At 73.2% G+C, this 21348-nt stretch carries 18 protein-coding genes and 2 pseudogenes; 14 read left to right on the forward strand and 6 right to left on the reverse strand.

All coding sequences use genetic code 11. The features are described from left to right. The first annotated feature begins 19 nt into the window (after positions 1-19). Positions 20-214, forward strand: a complete 195-nt coding sequence (locus tag IPK37_12750; protein QQR99841.1) for a hypothetical protein — start codon at positions 20-22, stop codon at positions 212-214. A gap of 110 nt (positions 215-324) precedes the next feature. On the opposite strand, the gene IPK37_12755 is transcribed toward IPK37_12750, so the two are convergent. Then, the gene (locus IPK37_12755) at positions 325-1188 is read right to left on the reverse strand and encodes a hypothetical protein (GenBank protein QQR99842.1); all 864 of its coding nucleotides are present in this window, start codon (positions 1186-1188) and stop codon (positions 325-327) included. Between the two features lie 70 nt (positions 1189-1258). Next, on the reverse strand, positions 1259-2290 hold the full coding sequence (locus IPK37_12760; protein QQR99843.1) for an SGNH/GDSL hydrolase family protein: 1032 nt from the start codon (positions 2288-2290) through the stop codon (positions 1259-1261). Between the two features lie 231 nt (positions 2291-2521). Here IPK37_12760 and IPK37_12765 point away from each other — a divergent pair, with 231 nt between their 5' ends. Both IPK37_12765 and IPK37_12770 read left to right on the forward strand, forming a co-directional pair. Beyond that, positions 2522-5320, forward strand: a complete 2799-nt coding sequence (locus IPK37_12765; GenBank protein ID QQR99844.1) for a hypothetical protein — start codon at positions 2522-2524, stop codon at positions 5318-5320. A 127-nt stretch (positions 5321-5447) separates the two neighbouring features. Beyond that, positions 5448-6122 (forward strand): hypothetical protein, encoded by a 675-nt coding sequence (locus IPK37_12770; GenBank protein QQR99845.1) that lies wholly within the window; start codon positions 5448-5450, stop codon positions 6120-6122. Positions 6123-6148: 26 nt separating this feature from the next. On the opposite strand, the gene msrA is transcribed toward IPK37_12770, so the two are convergent. Beyond that, positions 6149-6874: a peptide-methionine (S)-S-oxide reductase MsrA gene (msrA, locus tag IPK37_12775; protein QQR99846.1), complete on the reverse strand. Its 726-nt coding sequence runs from the start codon at positions 6872-6874 to the stop codon at positions 6149-6151. Positions 6875-6920: 46 nt separating this feature from the next. Between msrA and IPK37_12780 the strand changes: the two genes are divergently transcribed. Next, a complete protein-coding gene (locus tag IPK37_12780; protein ID QQR99847.1) occupies positions 6921-7568 on the forward strand; it encodes a hypothetical protein in 648 nt (215 codons plus the stop codon). A 139-nt stretch (positions 7569-7707) separates the two neighbouring features. On the opposite strand, the gene greA is transcribed toward IPK37_12780, so the two are convergent. Continuing rightward, positions 7708-8199 (reverse strand): transcription elongation factor GreA, encoded by a 492-nt coding sequence (gene greA, locus IPK37_12785; GenBank protein ID QQR99848.1) that lies wholly within the window; start codon positions 8197-8199, stop codon positions 7708-7710. A gap of 316 nt (positions 8200-8515) precedes the next feature. Then, complete coding sequence (locus IPK37_12790; GenBank protein QQR99849.1) at positions 8516-8890, reverse strand: DUF4307 domain-containing protein; 375 nt, start codon at positions 8888-8890, stop codon at positions 8516-8518. A 279-nt stretch (positions 8891-9169) separates the two neighbouring features. Here IPK37_12790 and mca point away from each other — a divergent pair, with 279 nt between their 5' ends. From mca to IPK37_12820, 6 genes and pseudogenes are all read left to right on the forward strand, one after another. After that, entirely contained in the window at positions 9170-10093 is a 924-nt protein-coding gene (gene mca / locus IPK37_12795; protein QQS02855.1) for a mycothiol conjugate amidase Mca, read from the forward strand. Next, entirely contained in the window at positions 10090-10359 is a 270-nt protein-coding gene (locus IPK37_12800) for a hypothetical protein (GenBank protein ID QQR99850.1), read from the forward strand. The genes mca and IPK37_12800 overlap by 4 nt, the downstream gene beginning before the upstream one ends. A gap of 34 nt (positions 10360-10393) precedes the next feature. After that, positions 10394-11155, forward strand: coding sequence for an isoprenyl transferase (locus tag IPK37_12805; protein QQR99851.1), 762 nt, complete (start codon positions 10394-10396; stop codon positions 11153-11155). Positions 11156-11174: 19 nt separating this feature from the next. Continuing rightward, positions 11175-12725, forward strand: a pseudogene (mptB, locus tag IPK37_12810) (polyprenol phosphomannose-dependent alpha 1,6 mannosyltransferase MptB). 297 nt (positions 12726-13022) lie between these two features. Beyond that, the gene (locus tag IPK37_12815; GenBank protein QQR99852.1) at positions 13023-14396 is read left to right on the forward strand and encodes a PhoH family protein; all 1374 of its coding nucleotides are present in this window, start codon (positions 13023-13025) and stop codon (positions 14394-14396) included. A gap of 265 nt (positions 14397-14661) precedes the next feature. Further along, positions 14662-15360, forward strand: a complete 699-nt coding sequence (locus IPK37_12820; GenBank protein QQR99853.1) for a hypothetical protein — start codon at positions 14662-14664, stop codon at positions 15358-15360. A gap of 150 nt (positions 15361-15510) precedes the next feature. On the opposite strand, the gene IPK37_12825 is transcribed toward IPK37_12820, so the two are convergent. After that, positions 15511-16530, reverse strand: coding sequence for a type I pantothenate kinase (locus tag IPK37_12825; GenBank protein QQR99854.1), 1020 nt, complete (start codon positions 16528-16530; stop codon positions 15511-15513). A 21-nt stretch (positions 16531-16551) separates the two neighbouring features. On the opposite strand from IPK37_12825, the gene glmS reads away from it, so the two are divergent. From glmS to IPK37_12845, 4 genes and pseudogenes are all read left to right on the forward strand, one after another. After that, positions 16552-18411 carry a glutamine--fructose-6-phosphate transaminase (isomerizing) gene (glmS, locus tag IPK37_12830; GenBank protein QQR99855.1) on the forward strand — a complete coding sequence of 620 codons (1860 nt, stop codon included), beginning with the start codon at positions 16552-16554 and terminating at the stop codon, positions 18409-18411. Positions 18412-18427: 16 nt separating this feature from the next. Next, positions 18428-18778 (forward strand): holo-ACP synthase, encoded by a 351-nt coding sequence (locus IPK37_12835; protein ID QQR99856.1) that lies wholly within the window; start codon positions 18428-18430, stop codon positions 18776-18778. A gap of 99 nt (positions 18779-18877) precedes the next feature. Then, a pseudogene (locus IPK37_12840) lies at positions 18878-20400 on the forward strand (bifunctional ADP-dependent NAD(P)H-hydrate dehydratase/NAD(P)H-hydrate epimerase). A 67-nt stretch (positions 20401-20467) separates the two neighbouring features. Continuing rightward, positions 20468-21268, forward strand: a complete 801-nt coding sequence (locus IPK37_12845) for a maleylpyruvate isomerase family mycothiol-dependent enzyme (GenBank protein QQR99857.1) — start codon at positions 20468-20470, stop codon at positions 21266-21268. The last annotated feature ends 80 nt before the right edge of the window (positions 21269-21348 follow it).

Genomic DNA, 21348 nt, shown 5'->3' on the forward strand with positions numbered 1-21348 from the left:
GAGGGAAAGGGCGAAGACGATGAACGTCGATCTCAAGAACGGCCTGGTGGCCGGCGTGATCGCCGCGTGTATTGCGTTTGGCGTGTGGTACGTCGGGCTGAAGGCGACGGCCTCGGCCGCGCTGGGCATCGCGGCGCTGTTCTTCCTGGGCACCGCCGTCGTAACCTACGGGGTCGCCCGCGCGATCCGGGGCAACCGAGCCACCGTGCGCTAGGCCGCGGGCGGCACCGGAGCAGTCGGTGCCGCCACAGCCGGCACCCCAGCAGCCGGCACCCCAGCAGCCGGCACCCCAGCAGCCGGCACCGCAGCGGGCGCCGGACCTGGTCACCCCTCCGCTTCGGCGAAGTACCGCCGCAGCGCCGGGATCCACGTCGCCATCCCGTCGGTGAGCGCGGCCATCGCCTCGGGACGGCCCCAGTCGGCGGGCACGAGTTCGTCCGGCAGGTGCGGATCGTGGACGAGAAACTGCAGGAACGGCGCGTAGCCCCGTACGTACCGGCGAAGGTCCTCAGGCTCGAGGGCTTCGCTCGGCAGCGTCACCGCGCGCATCGCGGCGGCGTACCGGCGGTAGCTCGCCGAGCGCTCCGCGAGCTCCCACATGGCAGCGGCGCGGGCACGCATCTCGACCGGGTCCAGGGCGACGCGCCCCGGCACCACGGACGAGCTCGGCGGCGGGGCAGGAACGCCGGCCAGCACCTCCTGGGCGTGATCCGCGACGTGGGCCCAGACCCCCGGGTGCAGCTGGCCATACCCCCACGCGTAACACTCCCGCCGCAGCACATCGCGCCACCACCGGTGCTCCTCGGGGACCTCGACCAGGAGGCAGTGGAAGTGCCCGTCCCAGGGGAGTCCGCGCGGCTCGTCCGCGGTCGACGTGCGGCGGAACCGGGCGAGGTAGGCGCCGGACAGACGGTACGTCGTCGCCCGTCCGCGGTGCTCGGCCGTCAGCGCCCCGGCGCGCCGATGCCGCGCGACCGCGCTCCGGGCCGCGCCCGGCGTCAGCCCGAGGTCGCCGAGCAGGCGCAGCAGCAGCCGCGCGGACATCGCCTCGGAGCCCGCGGTGCCGTACAGGAAGGCGACCACGCCCATCCCCGACCAGGTCAGCTCGGGGGAGTCGTGACCCCGCTCGCGCCCCGATTCGTGGGCCGGCTCCTGGCCCTGGTTCCGGCCCGGCTCGTGGCGTGGCATGGCGTCAGCGTAAGCAGGCTCGCGACCCGGCGCACGGGTCACGCGTGCCCGTCCAGTCCGCGCCGTGGTCTCAGTCGTCATCGACCTCGTCGGGATCGCCCCCGTCGGGGGTCGCGGCGCGGCGGCCCCACCGGCGCACCATCGCCCACCGCCCGCTCGGCCCGCGTTCGCGGCCCGCCACGTCCGCGCCGCTCACCTCGCTGCCGGGCATGCGTACGGCGCGGGTGGCCGCGTCCGCGATGCTGGCGAGCCCCTCTCCGCGCAGCCGGTCCGGGCTGGCGTCGTCGGGATCCAGCGGCCACAGGTCGAGGGCCAGGGCCACCGAGGGCAACAGCGCCGCTGCGGCCCGGGCATAGCCCGCCGGCGAGGGGTGGAACCGGTCCGCGCTGAACATCTCCTCGGGCATCGCGGCGAAGTGCGGCCCGAGCAGGTCGCCCAGCGACACCGTCCGTCCGCCCGCCTCGACGACGGCCACCGTCTGTGCGGCGGCCATGTCGCGCGCCCAGTGCCGCACCAGCAACCGCAGCGGCTGGGCCAGCGGCTCGATGGTGCCCAGGTCCGGGCAGGTCCCCACCACCACCTCGCAGTGCGCCTCGCGCAGCCGCCGTACGGCGTGTTCCAGGTGCCGCACCGAGATCGCCCGGTCGATGCGATGCGTGACGTCGTTGCCGCCGACGGAGATGACCGCGCAGTGCGGCGCCGGCACGGCGGTCAACGCCCGGGTGACCTGCGCGTCGAGCCAGCTCGCCTCGGCGCCGCTGACCGCGACATTCGTCAGCCGCAAGGGGCGACCGGCGAGGGCGGCCACGCCGACGGCGAGGATGCCGCCGATGGTCTCGTACCGGCTCTCGGCCCCCACCCCCGCCGCCAGGCTGTCCCCAAGCACGATCAGGTCGATGGGATCGCCGACGCCGACGCCGTACAGGTCGCTCGCCTCCGGGAACGTCTCGAACGGCTTGCCGATCCGGCGACGGGCGTGGCGTGCCTCCGCCTTGATCGTCCAGTAGCCGACCAGACCCGCCGCGCCGACGCCGGCGAAGCCGAGGCCGCCACCGTACGCGGCGGCGGCTGCGATCTTGCGCGCTCGTCGGGCGCGTCCCATGCGGTCCTCCGGAGGGTGACGCTCGGGCGGAACGGTCGGGGAGGGGCGTGCGTGCGGTCACCGACCACGCTATCCCAGCACCGCGGCGGGACCGCAGCCGACCGCGCGAGCCTCAGGTTCGCCAGCCGTCGGCCGATAGGCACGACGTACTGGAGAAGACCCTCCACTTTCGCCGGTGCGGCTATCGGACAGCTTCGGGGCCGCGGCCCCACTCACGGATGAGAAACGGCCATGTCGTACGGGAGCTTCGCGCTCGAGCCCATCGGCGGGCACCGGGTCAACCCAGTGCTCCCCACGATGGCGTCGCTGCGCATCGGTGCACGCCAGGAGGGCGGCCCCGGCGCACGGGGCGGCTCCGTCGATGTGCCCGCGACCGCCCAGCCCCGGCCCGTCGAGCTCCCGCCCCTGTCCGCCACGTCGCTGCGGGCCCAGGCGGTCGGAGGCCTGCTCGAGGCGCGCCGCAGCGATCTGGTCGGTGCCGAGCGGGCGGTGGGGGATCCCGGTGCCGCGGCCCGCCGCAGCCTCGCCGACGTGTGGCCCGAACAGGACCGCGATCGCCCGGATGCCAAGGCCGCGCAGGACGTGACGTTGACGCGCGCGGATGACGCCGCTGCCTCCCGCAAGCGCGCCGACAAGGACCGTCGCGAGGCGGCGGTGCGAGCCGACCTCATCACCCGTACGGCGGCCGACGAGGCCGCCCGTGCCGCCGCGGCCCTCGCGGACGCCCAGGCCGAGCGCGCCGAACGCGTCGAGCGCAGCCGGTACCGTCAGGAGCCGACGGCCAGCGCGGCCGATCCCGCCGACGCTCGGGACGGCAGCGACTCGGCGGCCCGCGCCGCCCAAGATGCCCGCGCGCAGGGCGCCCACGCCCAGCGCGCCGCCGCGCAGGCGGCCAGCGTCGAGGCCGAGTTCGGCCGTCAGGAGGAGACCGCGCGCTCGGCCGACGCGGCGGATGCGCGCCGGGCCGCGGAGGCGGCGCAGGCGGAGGCCGACGCGGCCGAGACCCAGCGTTCGCGGGACCCCCGCGCGGCGCTCACCGACGTGGTGCGCGCGGCGGACGACGTACGGCGTCTGCGCACGGCGATCCACGACTACGCGAGCAGCGTGCGGGACGGCATCGACCGGGCGGTCGCCGACGTCAACGACCTCGCCGGTCGCGTGGCCGGCCTCAACGACCGGATCAGCGCCGCGGTCGACGGCGGCCGCCCGATCCCCGAGGACCTGGCTCGGCAGCGCGAACAACTCGTGGTCTCCCTCGCCCGGCTCAGCGGCGCCACCGCCCAGCCGGGGCCGCGCGCCAGCGTCGACGTCGCGATCAACGGCCGGGCCCTCGTGACCGGGGGTCACTCCGGCGCCCTGGAGAGCGTCATCGGCGCGGACGGCAGTGCCGTCGTCCGCATGGCCGACGGTCCGGCGCTGACCCCGTCGTCGGGCGTGCTCGCCAGCCGGTTGGGCACCGCCAACGGCGTCCTCGCCGCGCTGGACGGCGTCAGCAACGTGGTGCTCGGCCACCTCGGAGATCAGGCGGTCGACGCCGGCGGCGCGGCCGTCGACGGCGGCCCCGCGGCCGCTGCGGCACTCGGCGGACTGCTCCGCGAAGTGGCGCACGCCGCGCAGAGCAGCGCCGCGTACGCCCAGGTCGCTGCCGGGGTCGAGAACCTCGTCTCGCGCCTGACCCATGGCGACGTGCCGGCGGCCGTGCGCGGGTCCGACCTGATACTCGGCGCGGTCGACACCCCCGCGAAGACTTCCGCCGCGCGTCCGTCCGCGGAGTCCACCGTCGGCCCGCTGCGCGCGGCCCTGGCCGAGCTCGGCAAGGTCGCCGCCGAGGCGACGGCGCCCAGCGCCAGCCTGCCCAGCAGCACCGTCGTGTCGGGCGCGCCCGGCATCGCGACCCCGCTGGTGGCGGCCGACGCCCCCGCGGGTCTCGCCACGGTCCGGGTGCTGTCCCTCGCCGCTGGTGGGGCGGTCGGGACGGCGCAGTCGTTCCACCCCGACAGCCCGCTCGGCGACGGCTGGGAGACGACCATCGGCATCGTGGAGGCGCTCGGCACCGCCCAGGAGCACACCACGGTCATCGAAGTCGGGCGTTATCCGACCCCGGCGGACCTGGCGTCATACATCAACCAGTCCAGCGCCGGCGTCCGGGCCACCCTCAACGAGCTCACCGGCGGCACGGTGCAGCTGCACCTGGAGTCGCTGAGTTCGGGCCGCGGCCAGAACATCACGATCGTTAACGGGCTGCAGCCGCCGGCCGCCTCGGCCATCCTCGGTCGCGCCGTGCAACTGACCGCGGCGCGCGACGCGATGATCGAGGTGCAGCGCGCGGGCCATACCGCGGCGGTCATGCAGTCCGCGACCAACTCGATCCGCGACGTGCTGCCCGGGATCTCCCTCGACCTGCACCGCGCCGACGCGGGCCGGGCCTTCCAGGTGGGTCTTCGCCGAGAGGCCGCGGACGTCACCGACCTCGCCGCCCGGCTGGTGGGCCGAGCCGCCGACGCGATCGGCGCCGCGCGGGCCGCCGGTGCCCCCGACACGGCCGCCGGCATCCTCGGCGCCCTGGGTCTCGCGGGTCCGCTCGGCGGCACCCCCGGTACGCCGCAGCCCGGAGCCAGCCCGGCGGGAGCCGGCGGGGACGCCGACCGACCGGCGCGCGGCGGGCTGCCCGGCGTACCCGGCCTGCACACCGGCCGCCGCGGCGACCCCGCGCTGGACAAGCGGGAGCTCGCCGCCGCGTTCGAGGCGGACCCGGCGGGGACGTCGAGCCGGCTCACCGGCACGGCGCGGGCCTTGTCGTCCGTGGCCGCGAACGTCAACGGGGCGACGTGGGAGGCGTACGTCGCCGCCCGTGCCGCCCAAGGACCCGACCCGCTGGGCACCTACACGCCGGATGCCCGCAAGACGGGGCGGGACGACACCGTCGCCGTCGACCTGTCGCGTCGCGAGCGGGCCCTGTTGTCCGTGCTCACCAAGCTGCAGGACCAGGGCGACTGGCTGGGCCGACAGCTCGCGACCCAGCCGACCTGACCTGGCGGGTGCCCGTCGCAGCGTGCGAGTCGCCCGGCGGATGGCTCGGCATCGCCGGCCGGCGGCTTCCTCAGCCCCGGTGCCGGGCGGCCGATCGGGACATCACCCAGCTCGGGACGGGAGTCTCATGACGTTTGTGCGTACCCGCTCTGCGGCGCTCGCCGCGGCCGTCAGCGCCGTGACCCTCGGTGCCGCCGCGCTCGCGGGGGTCGGCGGCGACGCCACGCCGACCCGCGACGCGATCGCCCTGGTCGGGCTGGCCGGCGAGGCCCGGCCCACGTCGACCGGCACCCAGCCCGCCGCGGTCGCCGGCACCACCGCCCCGGCGACCGAAACCGGCCCGGCGCAGGGCATTGGTGAGGCCTCCTCGGCGAGCGCGGCCGCGGCGCCACGCTCGGCCGGGGGAGTGCCTACCGGGGCCGCGGCGGCTCCATTTTCGCCGAGCGGGTCGGCCGCCACCGACTCACCGGGTGCCGCAGCCTCCGCCGTACCGTCCGCCGCTCCTTCCCAAGCGCCGAGCGCACCCGCTACCGCCCCGAGTTCGCCCGCCGGACCGTGCACGACGACGGGCACGACGAAGCTCACCGTGGACCTCACGGACGCGGGCCTCACGTGCGCCCAGGCGACGAGCCTGCTCACGGCGTACCTCGCCGCCCCCGACGACGGCACCCACGGCAACACGAAGACCCTCGTCGTCAGCGGCTGGGCCTGCCAGAGCCCGACCGCAGCCCGCAGCGCGACCACGGGCGTGCGCGTGTTGTGCGCCAAGGGCGCCGAGACGCTGCTGGCCCGCGCCGGCTGACGCCGCGAGCCGCAGCCCGGGGTCAATTAGCTCGGCGGCGCCACGTCCAGCTGCGCCGGCACGCCGTCCGCGCTGGTCAACCCGACGGGGCAGGTAAGCCCGTTCGGACCATGCATGCAGTAGCCGTTCGGGTTCTTCTCCAGGTACTGCTGGTGGTAGTCCTCCGCGAAGTAGAACGGACCGGCCACCTTTTCGTCCGTGCGCCGGTCACCGCCCGCGGGCAGCAGCTCCGTCGTGATCGGCCGCGGGACGCCCGCGTCGCGCAGGACGGCACCGAACGCGTCGTACGTCGCGCGCGCCGCCGCCTCCTGAGCGGGCGTGGTCCAGTAGATCGCGGACCGGTACTGGGTGCCCACGTCGTTGCCCTGCCGCATCCCCTGGGTGGGGTCGTGGTTCTCCCAGAACGTCTTGAGCAGCAGCTCCGGGGAGATGGCGGCCGGATCGTAGGCCACCAGCACCGTCTCGGTGTGCCCCGTGCAGCCGGTGCAGACCTCGGTGTACGTCGGGTTCGGAGTGTAGCCGCCCATGTAGCCGGCCGCCGTCGACACCACCCCGGGCAGGCGCCACATGATCCGCTCGGCGCCCCAGAAGCAGCCGAACGCGACGTACAGCACCTCCGTGCCGTCCGGGAACTCGTGCATCGACGTCTCCAGGACGATGTTGCGCTCCGGGATCCCGGGCAGCGGCGCTGGCCGGCCGGTGATCGCGCCGCGCGGGTCCACCATCGTCGTCTTGACACGCTCGTCGAACATGACGCCAGTGAAGCACCTCGCGGGGCCGACCGATAGCCTGCGATTCATGCCCGACCTCGCCCCGCTGCCGCTGCGCAACCGGCCGGGGCGTCGGTTGACGCAGCTCATGGCCGGGCTGGTCCTGTTCGGCGTCGGCGAGGCCATGGTGATGGCGGCGGGGCTCGGCGTCCTGCCCTGGGACGTCCTCTCGCAGGGGCTCGTCAACCACCTCGGCCTGACCGTCGGCGCCTGGTCGATCATCATCGGCGCGTCGGTGCTCGCCGCGTGGATCCCGCTGCGGGAGCGGCCGGGGATCGGGACGATCTCGAACGTCATCGTGATCGGTCTGGTGCTCGATGCCTGCCTGGCGGTGCTGCCGCGGCCGAGTGTCCCCGCGGTCCAGGCCGCGCTGCTCGTCGCCGGAGTCCTGCTGAACGGGATCGCGTCGGCGACGTACGTCGGGGCGCGGCTCGGGCCGGGCCCCCGGGACGGGCTGATGACCGGGCTGGTGCGGATCACCGGCCGGTCCGTGCGCCTCATCCGGACCGGCATCGAGGTGACGGTCGTCGTGATCGGCTACCTGCTCGGCGGCAACCTCGGCGTCGGGACGCTGCTCTATGCGCTGGCGATCGGGCCGATCATCCACGCAACCCTGCCCTATGTCACGGTCGGCCCGCCGCCGGCCCCGATCGAGCGGGCCGAGCGCGGCGACTGACCGCGCCCGACCCGCCGCCGAGCAGCGGTCCTGTCCAGATGCAGGCCAGCCAGCCAGCCACGCGTCGGACAGGAGACCGGGCCGGGGCACAGGCCCCATGGGATCGGCCCCGTGGGATCGGCCGGGGGACCAGCCGGCTTCAGCCGCCGTAGGGCTTGGCCGCCAGGATCTTGACGGTGATCTCCTTGCCGTTGGGCGCCGTGTAGGTCGCCGACTCGCCGGCCTTCTTGCCCATGATGGCTTCGCCGAGGGGGGACTTCTCGGAGTACACGTCCAGCCCGTCCTCGGAGATCTCGCGGCTGCCGAGCAGGAACTTCTCCTCGTCGCCGAACATCTCGACGGTGACGATCATGCCGGGCTCGACGATGCCGTCGTCGGGAGGCGTCTCGCCGACGATCGCGGTCTCCAGGAGCTGCTGCAGCTGGCGGATGCGGGCCTCCATCTTGCCCTGCTCCTCCTTGGCGGCGTGGTAGCCACCGTTCTCGCGCAGATCGCCCTCTTCGCGAGCGGCTTCGATCCGCCTGGAGATCTCGGTGCGGCCATCGCCGCTCAGGTGGTCGAGCTCGGACTTGAGGCGGTCGTAGGCCTCTTGGGTCAGGTAGCTCGCCTGTGGCGTCGTCGTTTCTGACACGGTCTCACTCCTCCATCCAGCCCTCGATGCGTCTCGACCCGCGGCACTGCGCCCGGGTGGTGCGGGCGCCGGTCCGAGTGCGCAACGGCCCACGGACAGCTCCCCCGACGCGAGCGCACCCGGCGGCCACCGCCGGGTGCGTACAAGTCACCCACTATAGGCCCTGTCCGACGCGCCGTCAGCCTGGCGGCTGCCCGGGCACCCCGGACCGCGGCCGAGTTTCGTTAGGACGGTGCAGGATTGGGCCGGCGCGGGGTGAAGGGACGGGCGCCGCGGGCGGCGCCCTGGGCGAGTCGCAGGGCGGGGTCGCGTGGGGTCAGGAGGGGGCGATCTCTCGGCAGTTGCGCAGCTTCGCCGAGACGGCCCGGGCAGTCGTGCGGACCTCGGTCTGATATGTCAACTCGCGCTGGTCGGCGGCGCCGAGCGTCACCTCGCGAGACCCCACGAGGGCGTGGTCCATGCCCAGCGCCTCCACGACACACAGGACGGTCATGTCCTTGGGCTTGTTCACCGTGTAGGTCGCCACCGCGGCCCGGTCGTCCCGGATCTCCCACGTCACCGACTGCCAGGTGGGCTTGGTGAGGGTGGCTGACAGGCCCCACCAGACGGCGATCACCGTGGCCGTGATGAACGTGACGGTGGCCAGGAGCCAGATCTTGGCTCGGCCGGGGGCGGGGCGGGGGATGCGCACCGGATCAGCCTAATCCGGGTCCGGTGAGCCCTGGGTGGCGGCGAGCCACATCTGCGAGAGTGGGACCACCGGTCGACGACACACGCCGACCGGTCACGTGGTTGCGCCCACCGGTTCGCCGGCGGCCTATGCTCGACCCAACGGATCCACCGTGGCCGCGTCGCACGCCGTAGGGTGTGTCGGCGGTCACCCGATGGCCGCGTCGGGGACGAGGCGAGCCCGCAGGAGCGAGGACCCGGAAGGGGGAACAGCGTGACGCAGGAGTCGCAGTGGCGCCTCATGGCGGTGCACGCGCACCCCGACGACGAGTCCAGCAAGGGCGCGGCGACCTCCGCGAAATACGTCGCCGCCGGTGCCCGTGTCATGGTCGTCTCCTGCACCGGGGGCGAACGCGGCGACGTCCTGAACCCCCGGCTGAAGAACGACGCCGATCTGCTGCGCGACCTGCCGGAGTTCCGGCGCCACGAGATGGCAAAGGCGCAGGCGGTGCTGGGGGTCGAGCACACCTGGCTCGGGTTCGTGGATTCGGGCTTGCCGGAGGGCGACCCGCTGCCGCCGCTGCCGCATGGCTGCTTCGCGTTGGAGCCCGTGAGTGTCACCGCGGAGGCGCTGGTCCGGGTGATTCGAGAGTTCCGTCCGCACGTCCTCACGACGTACGACGAGCGGGGCGGCTACCCGCACCCGGACCACGTGATGACCCACATCGTGAGTGTGGCCGCGTTCCGCGCAGCGGGCGACGCGAGCGCCTACCCGCACGCGGGAGCCCCCTGGCAGCCCCTCAAGCTCTACTACAACCAGACCATCGCGCACGATCGGATGCTCGCGCTGCACGCAGCGCTGCAAGAGGCGAAGCTGCCCTCGCCGTACCAGGAATGGATCGAGCGACGCAGCGCCATGCCGCAGCGGCGGGTGACCACCCGGGTGCCCTGTGCGGACCACTTCGATCAGCGCAACGCCGCGCTGCTCGCGCACGCCACCCAGATCGATCCGGACGGGTGGTGGTTCGCCGCCCCGCTGGAGATCGAGAAGCGGGTCTGGCCGCACGAGGACTTCGAAGCCGCGATCAGCTATGTGCCCCTCGCCGAGGGGGAGGACGACCTGTTCGCCGGTCTGGGTGACCCGCCCGCCGCCGACGAGCTGTCCCGCCGTGTCATGGTGGAGGACGTCCGCCCCGTGTACGACGTCGTGAAGGAGACAGTATGAGTGGTGCCAACCAAGCCGTCTCCGGCGGCATCGGTGGCTTTCTCGCGTTTTTCTTGTTGGCGTGCGCGTTGTGGCTGCTCATGCGCAACATGAACAAGCGGCTGCGCAACATCAAGTACGACGAGGAGCTGGAGCAGCAGCGCCACCTCGTCGAGGCCGACCAGGAGACCGTGACGCGGCCGCCGCGTCGCCAGGGCAACCGCGGCGGGAGGGTGCGCCTCGACGGACCAGGCGACCCCAGCGCCACGACAGGCGCCCAGTCCTAGCCGAGCACGTAGCGGAAGGGGACGGGAGCGTTCGGTGGGCCTGGGTGACCTCATCTATGGGGCGTACGCGCGGCGCCTCGCGGCGGGCCTACGCCCCGACCGGGTGCCCCGTCACGTCGGGGTCATGCTCGACGGCAATCGGCGCTGGGCGCGGGAGAAGGGTGCCGGCACGGCCGAGGGCCACCAGGCCGGCGCCGACAACATCGTCCCGTTCCTGGGGTGGAGCGAGGAGGCCGGCGTCGAGGTGGTCACGCTGTGGCTGCTCTCGACCGACAACCTGCGGCGCGGCGAGGAGGAGCTGGCTCCCCTGCTGCGGATCATCGAGAACGTCGTCGCGGAGCTCGCCGAGTCCAGACGCTGGCGGGTGAACATCGTCGGGGCCCGGCGCCTGTTGCCCGCGGACACGGCGAAGCGACTGGCGGACTGCGCCGCGACCACGGCCGACGTGGAGGGCCTCGTCGTCAACATCGCGGTCGGCTACGGCGGTCGGCACGAGATCGCGGACGCCGTACGGTCCCTGCTCCGCGAGGCGGACGCCGAGGGCCGCACGCTCGCGGAGGTCGCGGACACCCTCGACCCCAGCGACATCGCCGAGCATCTCTACACCAAAGGACAGCCCGACCCGGATCTGGTGATCCGTACGTCGGGCGAGCAGCGGATCGGGGGATTCCTGCTGTGGCAGAGCACCCACAGCGAGTTCTACTTCTGCGAGGCGTACTGGCCGGACTTCCGGCGAGTCGACTACCTTCGCGCCCTGCGGTCGTTCGCCGACCGGGAACGTCGCTTCGGCACATGAGGAGCGACCGGTGATGAGCATGCGCGAGGGGCCGCGCCGCCCGCCGCGGCTGCCCCGACCCAACCTGCCCATCGCGCTGGCCTTCCTACGCGCCGACCTCGCGCACGCCTGGCGCATGCCCCTGGTCCGCCGGGGCCTGCTCGCGACCGCGCTGATCGCCCTCGGCTCCATGACCCCCGCGTTCCTGCCCGTCGACAGTCGCGGATCGAGCGAGAACGCGCCGATCGTGCGCGCCCTGCACCTGCAGTGGTTGCAGGGCGGCGTGCCCCGCTTCGCCGCGACGGTGGTGCTCTCGGTCGGGGTGATCCTGCTCCTCGACACCTGGCTGCGGTTGCGGCCCATCGCGGCGGGGGAGACCGCACCGCCGGTCACCTGGGTCATCTGGGCCCTGCCGCTGCTGCTGTGTCCGCCGCTGTTCAGCCGCGACGCCTACAGCTACGCGGCGCAGGGCATGATCGTCATGCGCGGGATGGATCCCTATCAGTCGGGGCCGATGGCGCTGCCCGGGAGCGAGTACGCCGACCAGGTCGACCTCATGTGGTTCTGGACGCCGGCGCCGTACGGGCCGCTGGCCCTACAGGTGCAACACCTGGTGGTCGCGCTGACCGAGCCCAATGCCTATGCAGGGGCGTTGGCCATGCGGATCCCGGCGCTGGCCTCGATGGCCCTGATCGCCTACGCCCTGCCGCGCCTGGCGGGGCGGGTCGGCGTGAGCCGGCAGCAGGCCACCTGGCTCGGCGTCCTCAACCCGCTGGCGATCATGCACATCGTGGGCGGGATGCATAACGACGCGATGATGGTCGCGCTGACGGTCTTCGCGCTGCTCCTGGCCAGCCGCGGGCACCTCCTGCTCGGCTGCGTCGCGCTCGGGGGCGCCGCCACGATCAAACAGACGGCGATCATGGCCATCATCGGCGTCGTAGCGCTGGGCATCCGTTACCGGACCGGCTCGGTCCAGCGACGCCCGTATTTGCTGGGGCTGCTCGCCGGCACCGGCGTGTGCCTGGCCGCCTTCGAGGCCATCACCCTGGCGACCGGCCTGGGCTGGGGGTGGATCCCGAACCTGTCGGTGCCGGCCTCGATCCGCTCGCTGCTGGCCCCGACCACGCTGGTCGGGAGCATTTTCGAGGGCAGCTTCCTGATCCTGGGGTTGCCCAAGTCGGTGCAGCTAGTCCCGGTGCCGTTGATGAACAGCATCGGGCTGGTGACGTTCTTCGGGCTCGCCCTGTGGTTGACGTTCAGCCTCGCCCCGCGCCGGCCGGTCATGGCCAGCTCGCTGGCCCTCATCGGGTTCTGCCTGTGCGGGCCGGTGATCCACCCCTGGTACATGCTCTGGGGCGGGACGCTGCTGGCCTCGACAAAGATGGACCGGCGCACGTTCCGGGCGGCGGTGTACGTCTCCCTGTTCCTGTGCACCTATTCGATGATCGACGCCGCGTTCAGCAACGATCGGTCCGCCCTCATCGTCTCGACGCTGGCCCTGGTGGTCTGGAGCGTGCAGGGCCTGTTCCGGCGCCCGGCCCAGGCCATGACACCGAGCGGCCTGCTGGGGGCGAACCCGTGGGCGGTGGGCAGCCCCGCCGGGGCGCCCCCGGCGGCGGGCCCCGGCGGACCCGAAGCGGTAGGGGTGGCCGAAGCGGCCGTGGCCGCCGAGGCGACCGGGGTGCCCGAGGCGACCGGGGCGGCAGGGGCGACCGGCCCGCCAGCCGACCCGACGCCGCGACGCTGACGTCCCGGTGAACAGTTGCCAGCGTCGAGGTGGCCCGCGGTGCGCCGACGCGCGAGGCCCGGTCGCCGCACGTAGCGTGGCCATCATCAGCGTCGGTCGCGGGGGGCGTCCGACGGACCGAACCGAAGGGGCAGCTGCATGAGCGCATCCCGTCCGTCCCGAGCCGCGCACGGCCCCACCGCACCGGGGGCCAGGAGCGCACCGGGGCCGGCCGGGGGCGGGGGGACCCTCACGTACGTGCTCGATACCTCGGTCCTGTTGTCCGATCCGCGGGCTATGCTCCGCTTCGCGGAGCACGACGTCGTCCTGCCGGTGGTGGTCATCACCGAGCTGGAGGCGAAGCGACACCATCCCGAGCTGGGCTACTTCGCGCGGTCCGCCCTGCGCCTGCTCGATGATCTGCGGATCCAGCACGGCCACCTCGACCAGCCCGTCCCGGTCGGTGACACCGGCGGCAGCCTGCACGTCGAGCTGAACCACCAGGACCTGCAGCACCTCCCGGCCGGATTCCGCCTGGGCGACAACGACAGCCGCATCCTCGCGGTGGCCAAGAACCTGTCCGTGGGCGGCCGCGACGTGGTCGTGGTCAGCAAGGACCTTCCGATGCGGATCAAGGCCTCGGCCATGGGTCTGGACGCGCAGGAATATCGCGCCGAACTCGCGGTCGACTCCGGCTGGACCGGGATGGCCGAGCTGGAGGTCGAGGCGCGCGAGATCGACGAGCTCTACGAGCACGGCCGCGTCCTCCTCGAGGGCGCCCAGGAGCTGCCCGTACACACGGGCCTCGTGCTGGCCTCCCCGCGCGGCAGCGCCCTGGGCCGGGTGGCTCCCGACGGCGCCGTACGGCTCGTCCGCGGCGACCGCGACGCGTTCGGCCTGCACGGCCGCTCCGCGGAGCAGCGCGTCGCCCTCGACCTGCTGCTCGACCCTGACGTGGGCATCGTCAGCCTGGGCGGTCGCGCGGGCACGGGCAAGAGTGCGCTGGCCATGTGCGCGGGGTTGGAGGCGGTCCTGGAGAGGCGCCAGCACCGCCGGGTGCTGATCTTCCGGCCGATGTACGCCGTGGGCGGCCAGGACCTCGGCTACCTGCCCGGCACCGAGGCCGAGAAGATGAACCCGTGGGCGCAGGCGGTCTTCGACACCCTGTCGGCCGTGGTGAGCAGCGAGGTCGTCGACGAGGTCCTCGACCGAGGGATGCTCGAGGTGCTGCCGTTGACCCACATCCGCGGGCGGTCGCTGCACGATGCGTTCGTCATCGTCGACGAGGCCCAGTCGCTCGAACGTAACGTGCTGCTGACGGTCCTCTCGCGGATCGGACAGAACTCGCGGGTCGTGCTGACCCACGACGTAGCGCAGCGCGACAACCTGCGCGTCGGCCGCCACGACGGGGTGGCCGCGGTCATCGAGACGCTCAAGGGCAACCCCCTGTTCGCGCACGTCACCCTGACCCGCAGCGAGCGCAGCCCGATCGCGGCCCTCGTCACGGAGCTGCTGGAGGGCGGCGACAGCTGATTGCCGGCGCCCGCCTCCGGGGAGGTCCCGCCCGGATGTCGAGACGCGAATTTGGTCGGTCGTCCAAGTCGGTGCCAAGCTGACGCAGGTCTCGATCCGATAACGGAGATCGCGGGCGTCTGCTGGGGGCGACGCGCGCGCGGGGGAAGCAGCACGCCGTACGGATCGAACGTCGCCCTACGACGGAGGTCTGTTCGTGTCGCACATCCGTGGCGCCCATCGCGCCGCGCCCCCTCTCGGTGCCTCGCCCCGCACGTGGCGCCCCATGTTCGAAGCCTGGTTCGCGTGGCGGCCGGGTCGGCCGCGCGGCCGGCACGCCGTACCGTCCGCGGGATCGCGTCGACGGCAGGGCGCGTACGCCGTCGCCGGCGTGACCGCCCTGACCCTGGGCGGGAGCATGACGTTCTCCGGCGAGCTCCCGGCCATGGCGCAGGCCGCCGCGTTGACGCTGTCCGGGGCCGCCCCGGCCGACGGCCTGCGCGAGAACGCGCAAGCCGCGGCCCAGCCCCCGCAGCGGGCCGTTCCCATGGCCGTGTGGCTGGCCGACCAGGTCCACGCGGCGCGCGACGCCGAGCGGGCGGCCGCGCTGGCCCGGGCGCAGGCGCAGGCCAAGGCCGCCGAGCAGGCGAAGGCCACGTACGCCGCCGCGGTGGCGGCCGCGCAGGCCGACCCGCAGGGGACCGCGCGCACCTTGGCGGCCCAGCGGGGCTGGACCGGCGGGGAGTACACGTGTCTGCAGACCCTGTGGCACAAGGAGAGCACCTGGCGATACACCGCGACCAACCCCAGTTCGGGGGCGTACGGGATTCCGCAGGCGCTGCCCGCCGAGAAGATGGCCACCGTCGCGGCGGACTGGCGCACCAATCCGGTGACCCAGATGACCTGGGGGCTGGGCTACATCAAGTCCGTATACGGGACTCCGTGCAGCGCGCTGAACTTCCACTACGCCAACAACTGGTACTGAGCCGGCCCGGCGCGACAGCAGCCCCGCCCAGCCCGCAGCCAGACGGCAGGCGGGCCCTTCGACCCGGCGGCCCCTGGACATCCCTCCGTTCCAGGGGCCGCCGTTCCATGGTCACCGCGTGCGCCGGGCGTCCGCGGGTGATCGATGGCTTCAGAGCTTGCGCAGCCGCACGTTCTCCACGCTGTGGTCGGCGCCCTTGGTCAGCACGAGCGTGGCGCGGGCCCGGGTCAGCAGCACGTTCTGGCGCAGGTTGGGCTCGTTGATCGACTCCCAGATCGTGGCGGCCGTCGCCATGGCCTCCTCGTCCGACAGGGAGGCGTACCGGTGGAAGTAGCTGCCGGGGTCCGCGAACGCCGTACGCCGGAGCTTGAGGAACCGCTCGACGTACCACTTCTTGATGTGTTCGATGCGGGCGTCAACGTACACGGAGAAGTCGAAGAAGTCCGACACGGCTAACCCGTAGCGGCCGTCCGGGCGCAACCGCGGGCTCTGCAGCACGTTGAGCCCCTCGACGATGAGCACGTCGGGACGGCGTACCTCGATTTTCGCGTGCGGAATGATGTCGTAGACGAGGTGGCTGTAGACGGGCGCCGTGACCAATTCCGCGCCCGCCTTGACCTCGGCGACGAACCGCAGCAGCGCGCGCTGGTCGTAGCTCTCCGGAAAGCCCTTGCGTGCGAGGATGCCGCGGCGCTGCAACTCCGCGTTGGGGTAGAGGAACCCGTCCGTGGTCACCAGCTCGACGTGCGGCGTGCTTGGCCAGCGGGCCAGCATCTCGCGCAGGAGCCGGGCCGTCGTCGACTTCCCGACCGCGACGGAGCCCGCGACGCCGAGCACGAACGGCGTACGCTCCGGGCGTTCGCCGAGGAAGTTGCTGGTCACCGTGTGCAGCGAGCTGACGCCCTCGACGTAGAAGTTGAGCAGCCGGGACAGCGGCAGGTAGACCTCTTCGACCTCGCGCAGGTCGATCTGTTCGCCGAGACCCGCGAGTCGGGCGACGTCGGCGTCGGTGAGCTGCAGCGGCCGCGTCTCGCGCAGGCGGGCCCAGTCGGACCGATCCAGCTCCACATAGGGCGACGGGATCGAGTCGTGGGAGTGGGACACGCGGGCATTCTTCCGCACCACCCCGCCGCAAGAGGGCCGAATGTACCTGTCAGGGGCCACCGGCATCGCTCGCTTACACTTGGTCATATGTGTGGGATCGTGGGTTATGTAGGGTCAGGGGCCGACCAGCGCGCTCTCGACGTCATCATGGAGGGCCTCGCGCGCCTGGAATATCGGGGATATGACTCCGCCGGCGTCGCGCTCGTCGCGGGTCAGGGCATCGCCTCCGCGAAGAAGGCCGGCAAGCTCGCCAATCTGCGCGCCGAGATCGAGGCGCACCCGCTGCCCGCCGCCGGCACCGGCATCGGGCACACCCGGTGGGCCACCCACGGCGGCCCGACGGACACCAACGCCCACCCGCACCTGGGGGGCACCGACGACCGGCTGGCCCTCATCCACAACGGCATCATCGAGAACTTCCACGCGCTGAAGTCCGAGCTGCTGGAGTCCGGGGTGGACTTCCGCTCGGAGACCGACACCGAGGTGGCGGCCCAGCTGGTGGCTCGTGCGTACGCCGAGAAGGGCGACCTGACCGAGGCCATGCGCGCGACGGTCAACCAGCTCGAGGGCGCCTTCACGCTCCTCGCCGTCCACGCCGACGACCCGGGCACCGTGGTCGCCGCGCGGCGCAACTCCCCGCTGGTCATCGGGCTCGGCGAGGGCGAGAACTTCCTCGGCAGCGACGTCGCGGCCTTCATCGGGCACACGAAGTCCGCCATGGAGGTCGACCAGGACCAGATCGTCACGATCACCAAGGACGACGTGTCGGTCATCGGCTTCGACGGCGCACCCGCGCAGGGCAAGCGGTTCGAGGTGACCTGGGACGCTGCGCAGGCCGAGAAGGGCGGGCACAGCTCCTTCATGGTGAAGGAGATCCTGGAGCAGCCGCACGCCATCGGGGACACGCTGCTGGGTCGCACCGACGAGGACGGCCAGCTGGTCCTCGACGAGATGCGCATCGAGCCGGAGCGCCTGCGCGCGGTCGACAAGATCGTCATCGTCGCGTGCGGCACGGCGTTCTATTCGGGGCTGACGGCGAAGTACGCGATCGAGCACTGGACCCGCATCCCCGTCGAGGTCGAGCTGGCCCACGAGTTCCGCTATCGCGACCCGGTCGTCGACGAGAACACGCTGGTCGTCTCGATCAGCCAGTCCGGCGAGACCATGGACACCCTGATGGCGGTGAAGCACGCCCGCGAGCTGGGCGCCCTCACGGTCTCCATCTGCAACACGCACGGCGCGACGATCCCGCGCGAGTCGGACGCGGCGCTCTACACGCACGCCGGGCCGGAGATCGCGGTGGCCTCGACGAAGGCGTTCACGGCGCAGATCGCGGCCTGCTACCTGCTGGGGCTCTACCTCGCGCAGCTGCGCGGCGGGTCGTACGCCGACCAGGCCCAGGCCGTGATGCGCGAGCTGTCCGGCATCCCCGCGAAGGTGGAGACGCTGCTCGGCCAGATGGAGCGCGTGCGGGAGATCGCGCGGTTCATGGCGGACACCCGCTCGGTGCTCTTCCTCGGCCGGCACGTGGGCTACCCGATCGCCCTGGAGGGTGCGCTCAAGCTCAAGGAGATCGCCTACATCCACGCCGAGGGCTTCGCCGCCGGCGAGCTCAAGCACGGCCCGATCGCGCTGATCGAGCCGGGGCAGCCGGTGTTCATCGTGGTGCCGTCGCCGAGCACGCCGTACAACCTGCACGACAAGGTCGTCTCCAACATCCAGGAGATCCGCGCGCGGGGAGCCCGCACGCTGGTGATCGCGGAGGAGGGCGACGAGGCGGTCGTGCCGTTTGCGGACGAGGTGATCCGCGTGCCGGCGACTTCGCCGCTGCTGGCGCCGTTGCTGACGATCGTGCCGCTGCAGGTGTTCGCGTGCGAGCTGGCCGGTGCGAAGGGCCTGGACGTGGACCAGCCGCGCAACCTGGCGAAGTCCGTCACGGTCGAGTGACGACGCGCGCAGTGCAGTGATCATCGGGGTCGGCACCGACGTCTGCGAGATCACGCGGATGGCGCAGTCGCTGGAGCGGACGCCGCGGCTGCGGGAGCGGCTGTTCTCGCCCGTCGAGGCCGACCTGCCGGTGGAGTCGTTGGCGGCGCGCTTCGCTGCGAAGGAGGCCGTGGCCAAGGCCCTGGCCACGAGGGGCGGCCTCGGGTGGCGGGACGTGGAGGTGCGCACCGACGAGTACGGCGCCCCCTCGCTGCACCTGACCGGTAGCGTGGCGGCGAGGGCGGCGGAACTCGGCGTACGGCGACTGCACGTCTCGTTGTCGCACGACGGTGGGCTGGCCATCGCCTTCGTCGTCGCCGAGGGCTGACCGTACGACGAGGGCTGACGGGGCCTCACGAGGGCTGACGAGTGCTGACGCGGTGGTCGGGGCGAGGTCCCGGCCGCCCTGGCGAGCGTGGAGGTCGCGATGCTGCAGGCGTGGTCGGTGCCGGACGTGCGGGAGGCCGAGGCGGCCGCGATGGCCACGCTGCCCGACGGCGAACTCATGCAGCGCGCGGCCAAGGGGCTCGCCGCGGTGGCGCGAGCGCGCCTGCGGGGGATGCCGCGCGGGGGTGGCCGCCGCGTGGTGGGCCTGGTGGGCTCGGGAGGCAATGGGGGCGACACGCTCTACGCGCTGGCCCGGCTGGCCCGCAAAGGTGCGGCCGATGAGGTGGCCGGGGTCCTGGTCTCGCCGCGGGGGGTGCACCCCGGCGGGTTGAAGGCGGCGCGGCGGCACGGCGTACGGATCGTGGACACCGGCGCGGGAGCCGCCGAGGCCGCGGCGGCGGTCTCGGCCGTCGCGGAGGCGACCCTGCTGCTCGACGGGTTGACCGGCATCGGCGGCCGCGCGGGTTGGGCGCCGGACTCCGCCGAGACGATCGAGGAGCTGCTCGCGGTCGTTCCGGGGGACTGTTACGTGATCGCGGTCGACCTACCGAGCGGGGCGGACCCTGCGGGCGAGGTCGTCGATTCCCCCGGCGTGTGGGCGGATGAGACGGTGACGTTCGGGCTGGCGAAGCCGGTGCATCTGCTGGCGACGGCCGATCGGTGCGGCGCTCTGACCATGGTCGACATCGGCCTGAGCCCGACGACCGCGCCGGCGGCGGAGCGGCTGGAGCACGACGACGTCGCGGCGCTGTGGCCGGTGCCGGGGCCGACCGACGACAAGTACGCCCGGGGCGTGCTCGGGATCGTGGCCGGCGGCCAGGGGTACACCGGTGCGGCCATCCTCGCCGTGACCGCGGCCGTCTGCGCGGGGGCGGGAATGGTGCGGTACGTCGGGCCGCACGAGCCGACGTGGCTGGTGCGCACGGCCGTGCCCGAGGCCGTGCTGGGCATGCCGGGGCAGGGCCAGCGCGTCCAGGCGTGGCTGGTCGGGCCGGGGCTGGACCAGGACGATTCCTCCGAGACGGGTGGGGCGCAGCTCGCGCATGCCCGGGAGGCGCTGGCCTCCGGGCTGCCGTGCGTCGTCGACGCGGGCGGGTTGGCGCTGCTGGACGGGCGCGGGCGGGTGCGGGGGCGCGGACGCTGCTCACGCCGCACGCGGGGGAGCTGGCGCGGCTGCTGGCGCGGCTCGAGGAGGCGGAGGTGACGCGGGCGGCCGTCGAGGCGGATCCGGTCGGGCACGCCCGCCGGGCGGCGGCGGCGTTGCACGCGACGGTGCTGCTGAAGGGGCACACGACGTACGTCGTGCCGCCGCCGGCCAGCGGTCTGCCGGTGCGCGCGCAGGCCGATGCGCCGGGGTGGCTGGGCACCGCAGGATCCGGCGATGTGCTGGCCGGGCTGGCGGGCACGCTGCTGGCGGCCGGGCTCGATCCGCTGGACGCCGGCTCGCTGGCGGCCCTGGTGCACGGCGTGGCGGGCGAGACCGCCAACCCGGGCGGTCCCGTGCGGGCGCTCGCGGTCGCCCAGGCGATCGCCCCCACGGTGGCGACCCTGCTGCGCCGCTGACCCGGTCCGGGCCACGGCCCTGAAAAGCACGCGAGGGTTGTCGGTGCCCGCCTCTAGGCTGTGCCGCATGAGCGAACCCAGCGGTTCCAGCGACCGCCTCGCCGTCATTGCCGCCGAGGCCGACCGATTCGCCGACGTCCTGAGCAGCGCCGATCCCGCGGCCCGCGTGCCCACGTGTCCCGGCTGGAGCGCCCTGGACCTGCTCAAGCACCTCACCCAGGTGCACCAGTTCTGGGCGGCGGTGGTGGGCGACCGGCTGTTCGGCCCGGCCGTCGGGGAGCTCGAGGAGAGCGCTCCCGAGCTGCCCGACGATGTGCCGACGTTGCTGGAGCTGCGTGCGAAGGCGACCGGGGATCTGCTCAGCGCGCTGTCGGACCGTGCCGACGACGAGGAAGCGTGGAGCTGGTTCCCGCCAGACCAGACGGTCGGCTTCACCAAGCGGATGCAGCTGCACGAGGCGACGATGCACCGGGTCGACGCCGAGCTGGCGGCCGGCGTCCCGATCGGGCCCATCGCCGCCGGGGTGGCGGCCCAGGGCATCGACCACATGATCGACGTCATGTGGAATTGGGTGCCGCCGGAGGCGGAGCGCACGGTGACCGGCACCGTTGAGCTGGTGGCGACGGACACGGGGCAGCGCTGGTCGGTGCGCACGCTGCGCTGGTCCGGCCAGGCCTGGGGGCAGACCTTCACCGACCATCCGGGCTGCGTGCGGGCGGACGGCGGCGCCCCGGAGGCGACCGTGTCCGGCACGGCGCAGGACCTTGACCTGCTCGTCTGGACGCGGGCCGATCGAAACATCGTTCGCTCGGGCGACGAGGCGGTGCTCGCGCAGTTCCAGGCGGTCCTGGACGCGGGGGTCGCCTAGGACCCGCATCCGGCATGAGTCGGCGTTCGGCTCTGGTGTGTGGTCACGGCGGCGATGGTGCGGTTGAGTGCGGAGCAGTC

The organism is Austwickia sp., assembly GCA_016699675.1.
GTDB lineage: Bacteria > Actinomycetota > Actinomycetes > Actinomycetales > Dermatophilaceae > Austwickia.

Coding starts and splice junctions, on each gene's coding strand:
- msrA (QQR99846.1), bottom strand. CDS start 6,874: ATGTTCGACGAGCGTGTCAAGACGACGATGGTGGACCCGCGCGGCGCG.
- IPK37_12820 (QQR99853.1), top strand. CDS start 14,662: ATGTTCGAAGCCTGGTTCGCGTGGCGGCCGGGTCGGCCGCGCGGCCGG.
- IPK37_12755 (QQR99842.1), bottom strand. CDS start 1,188: ATGCCACGCCACGAGCCGGGCCGGAACCAGGGCCAGGAGCCGGCCCAC.
- glmS (QQR99855.1), top strand. CDS start 16,552: ATGTGTGGGATCGTGGGTTATGTAGGGTCAGGGGCCGACCAGCGCGCT.
- IPK37_12825 (QQR99854.1), bottom strand. CDS start 16,530: ATGCCGGTGGCCCCTGACAGGTACATTCGGCCCTCTTGCGGCGGGGTG.
- IPK37_12770 (QQR99845.1), top strand. CDS start 5,448: ATGACGTTTGTGCGTACCCGCTCTGCGGCGCTCGCCGCGGCCGTCAGC.
- IPK37_12750 (QQR99841.1), top strand. CDS start 20: ATGAACGTCGATCTCAAGAACGGCCTGGTGGCCGGCGTGATCGCCGCG.
- IPK37_12780 (QQR99847.1), top strand. CDS start 6,921: ATGCCCGACCTCGCCCCGCTGCCGCTGCGCAACCGGCCGGGGCGTCGG.
- mca (QQS02855.1), top strand. CDS start 9,170: ATGGCGGTGCACGCGCACCCCGACGACGAGTCCAGCAAGGGCGCGGCG.
- IPK37_12815 (QQR99852.1), top strand. CDS start 13,023: ATGAGCGCATCCCGTCCGTCCCGAGCCGCGCACGGCCCCACCGCACCG.
- IPK37_12845 (QQR99857.1), top strand. CDS start 20,468: ATGAGCGAACCCAGCGGTTCCAGCGACCGCCTCGCCGTCATTGCCGCC.
- IPK37_12760 (QQR99843.1), bottom strand. CDS start 2,290: ATGGGACGCGCCCGACGAGCGCGCAAGATCGCAGCCGCCGCCGCGTAC.
- IPK37_12800 (QQR99850.1), top strand. CDS start 10,090: ATGAGTGGTGCCAACCAAGCCGTCTCCGGCGGCATCGGTGGCTTTCTC.
- IPK37_12765 (QQR99844.1), top strand. CDS start 2,522: ATGTCGTACGGGAGCTTCGCGCTCGAGCCCATCGGCGGGCACCGGGTC.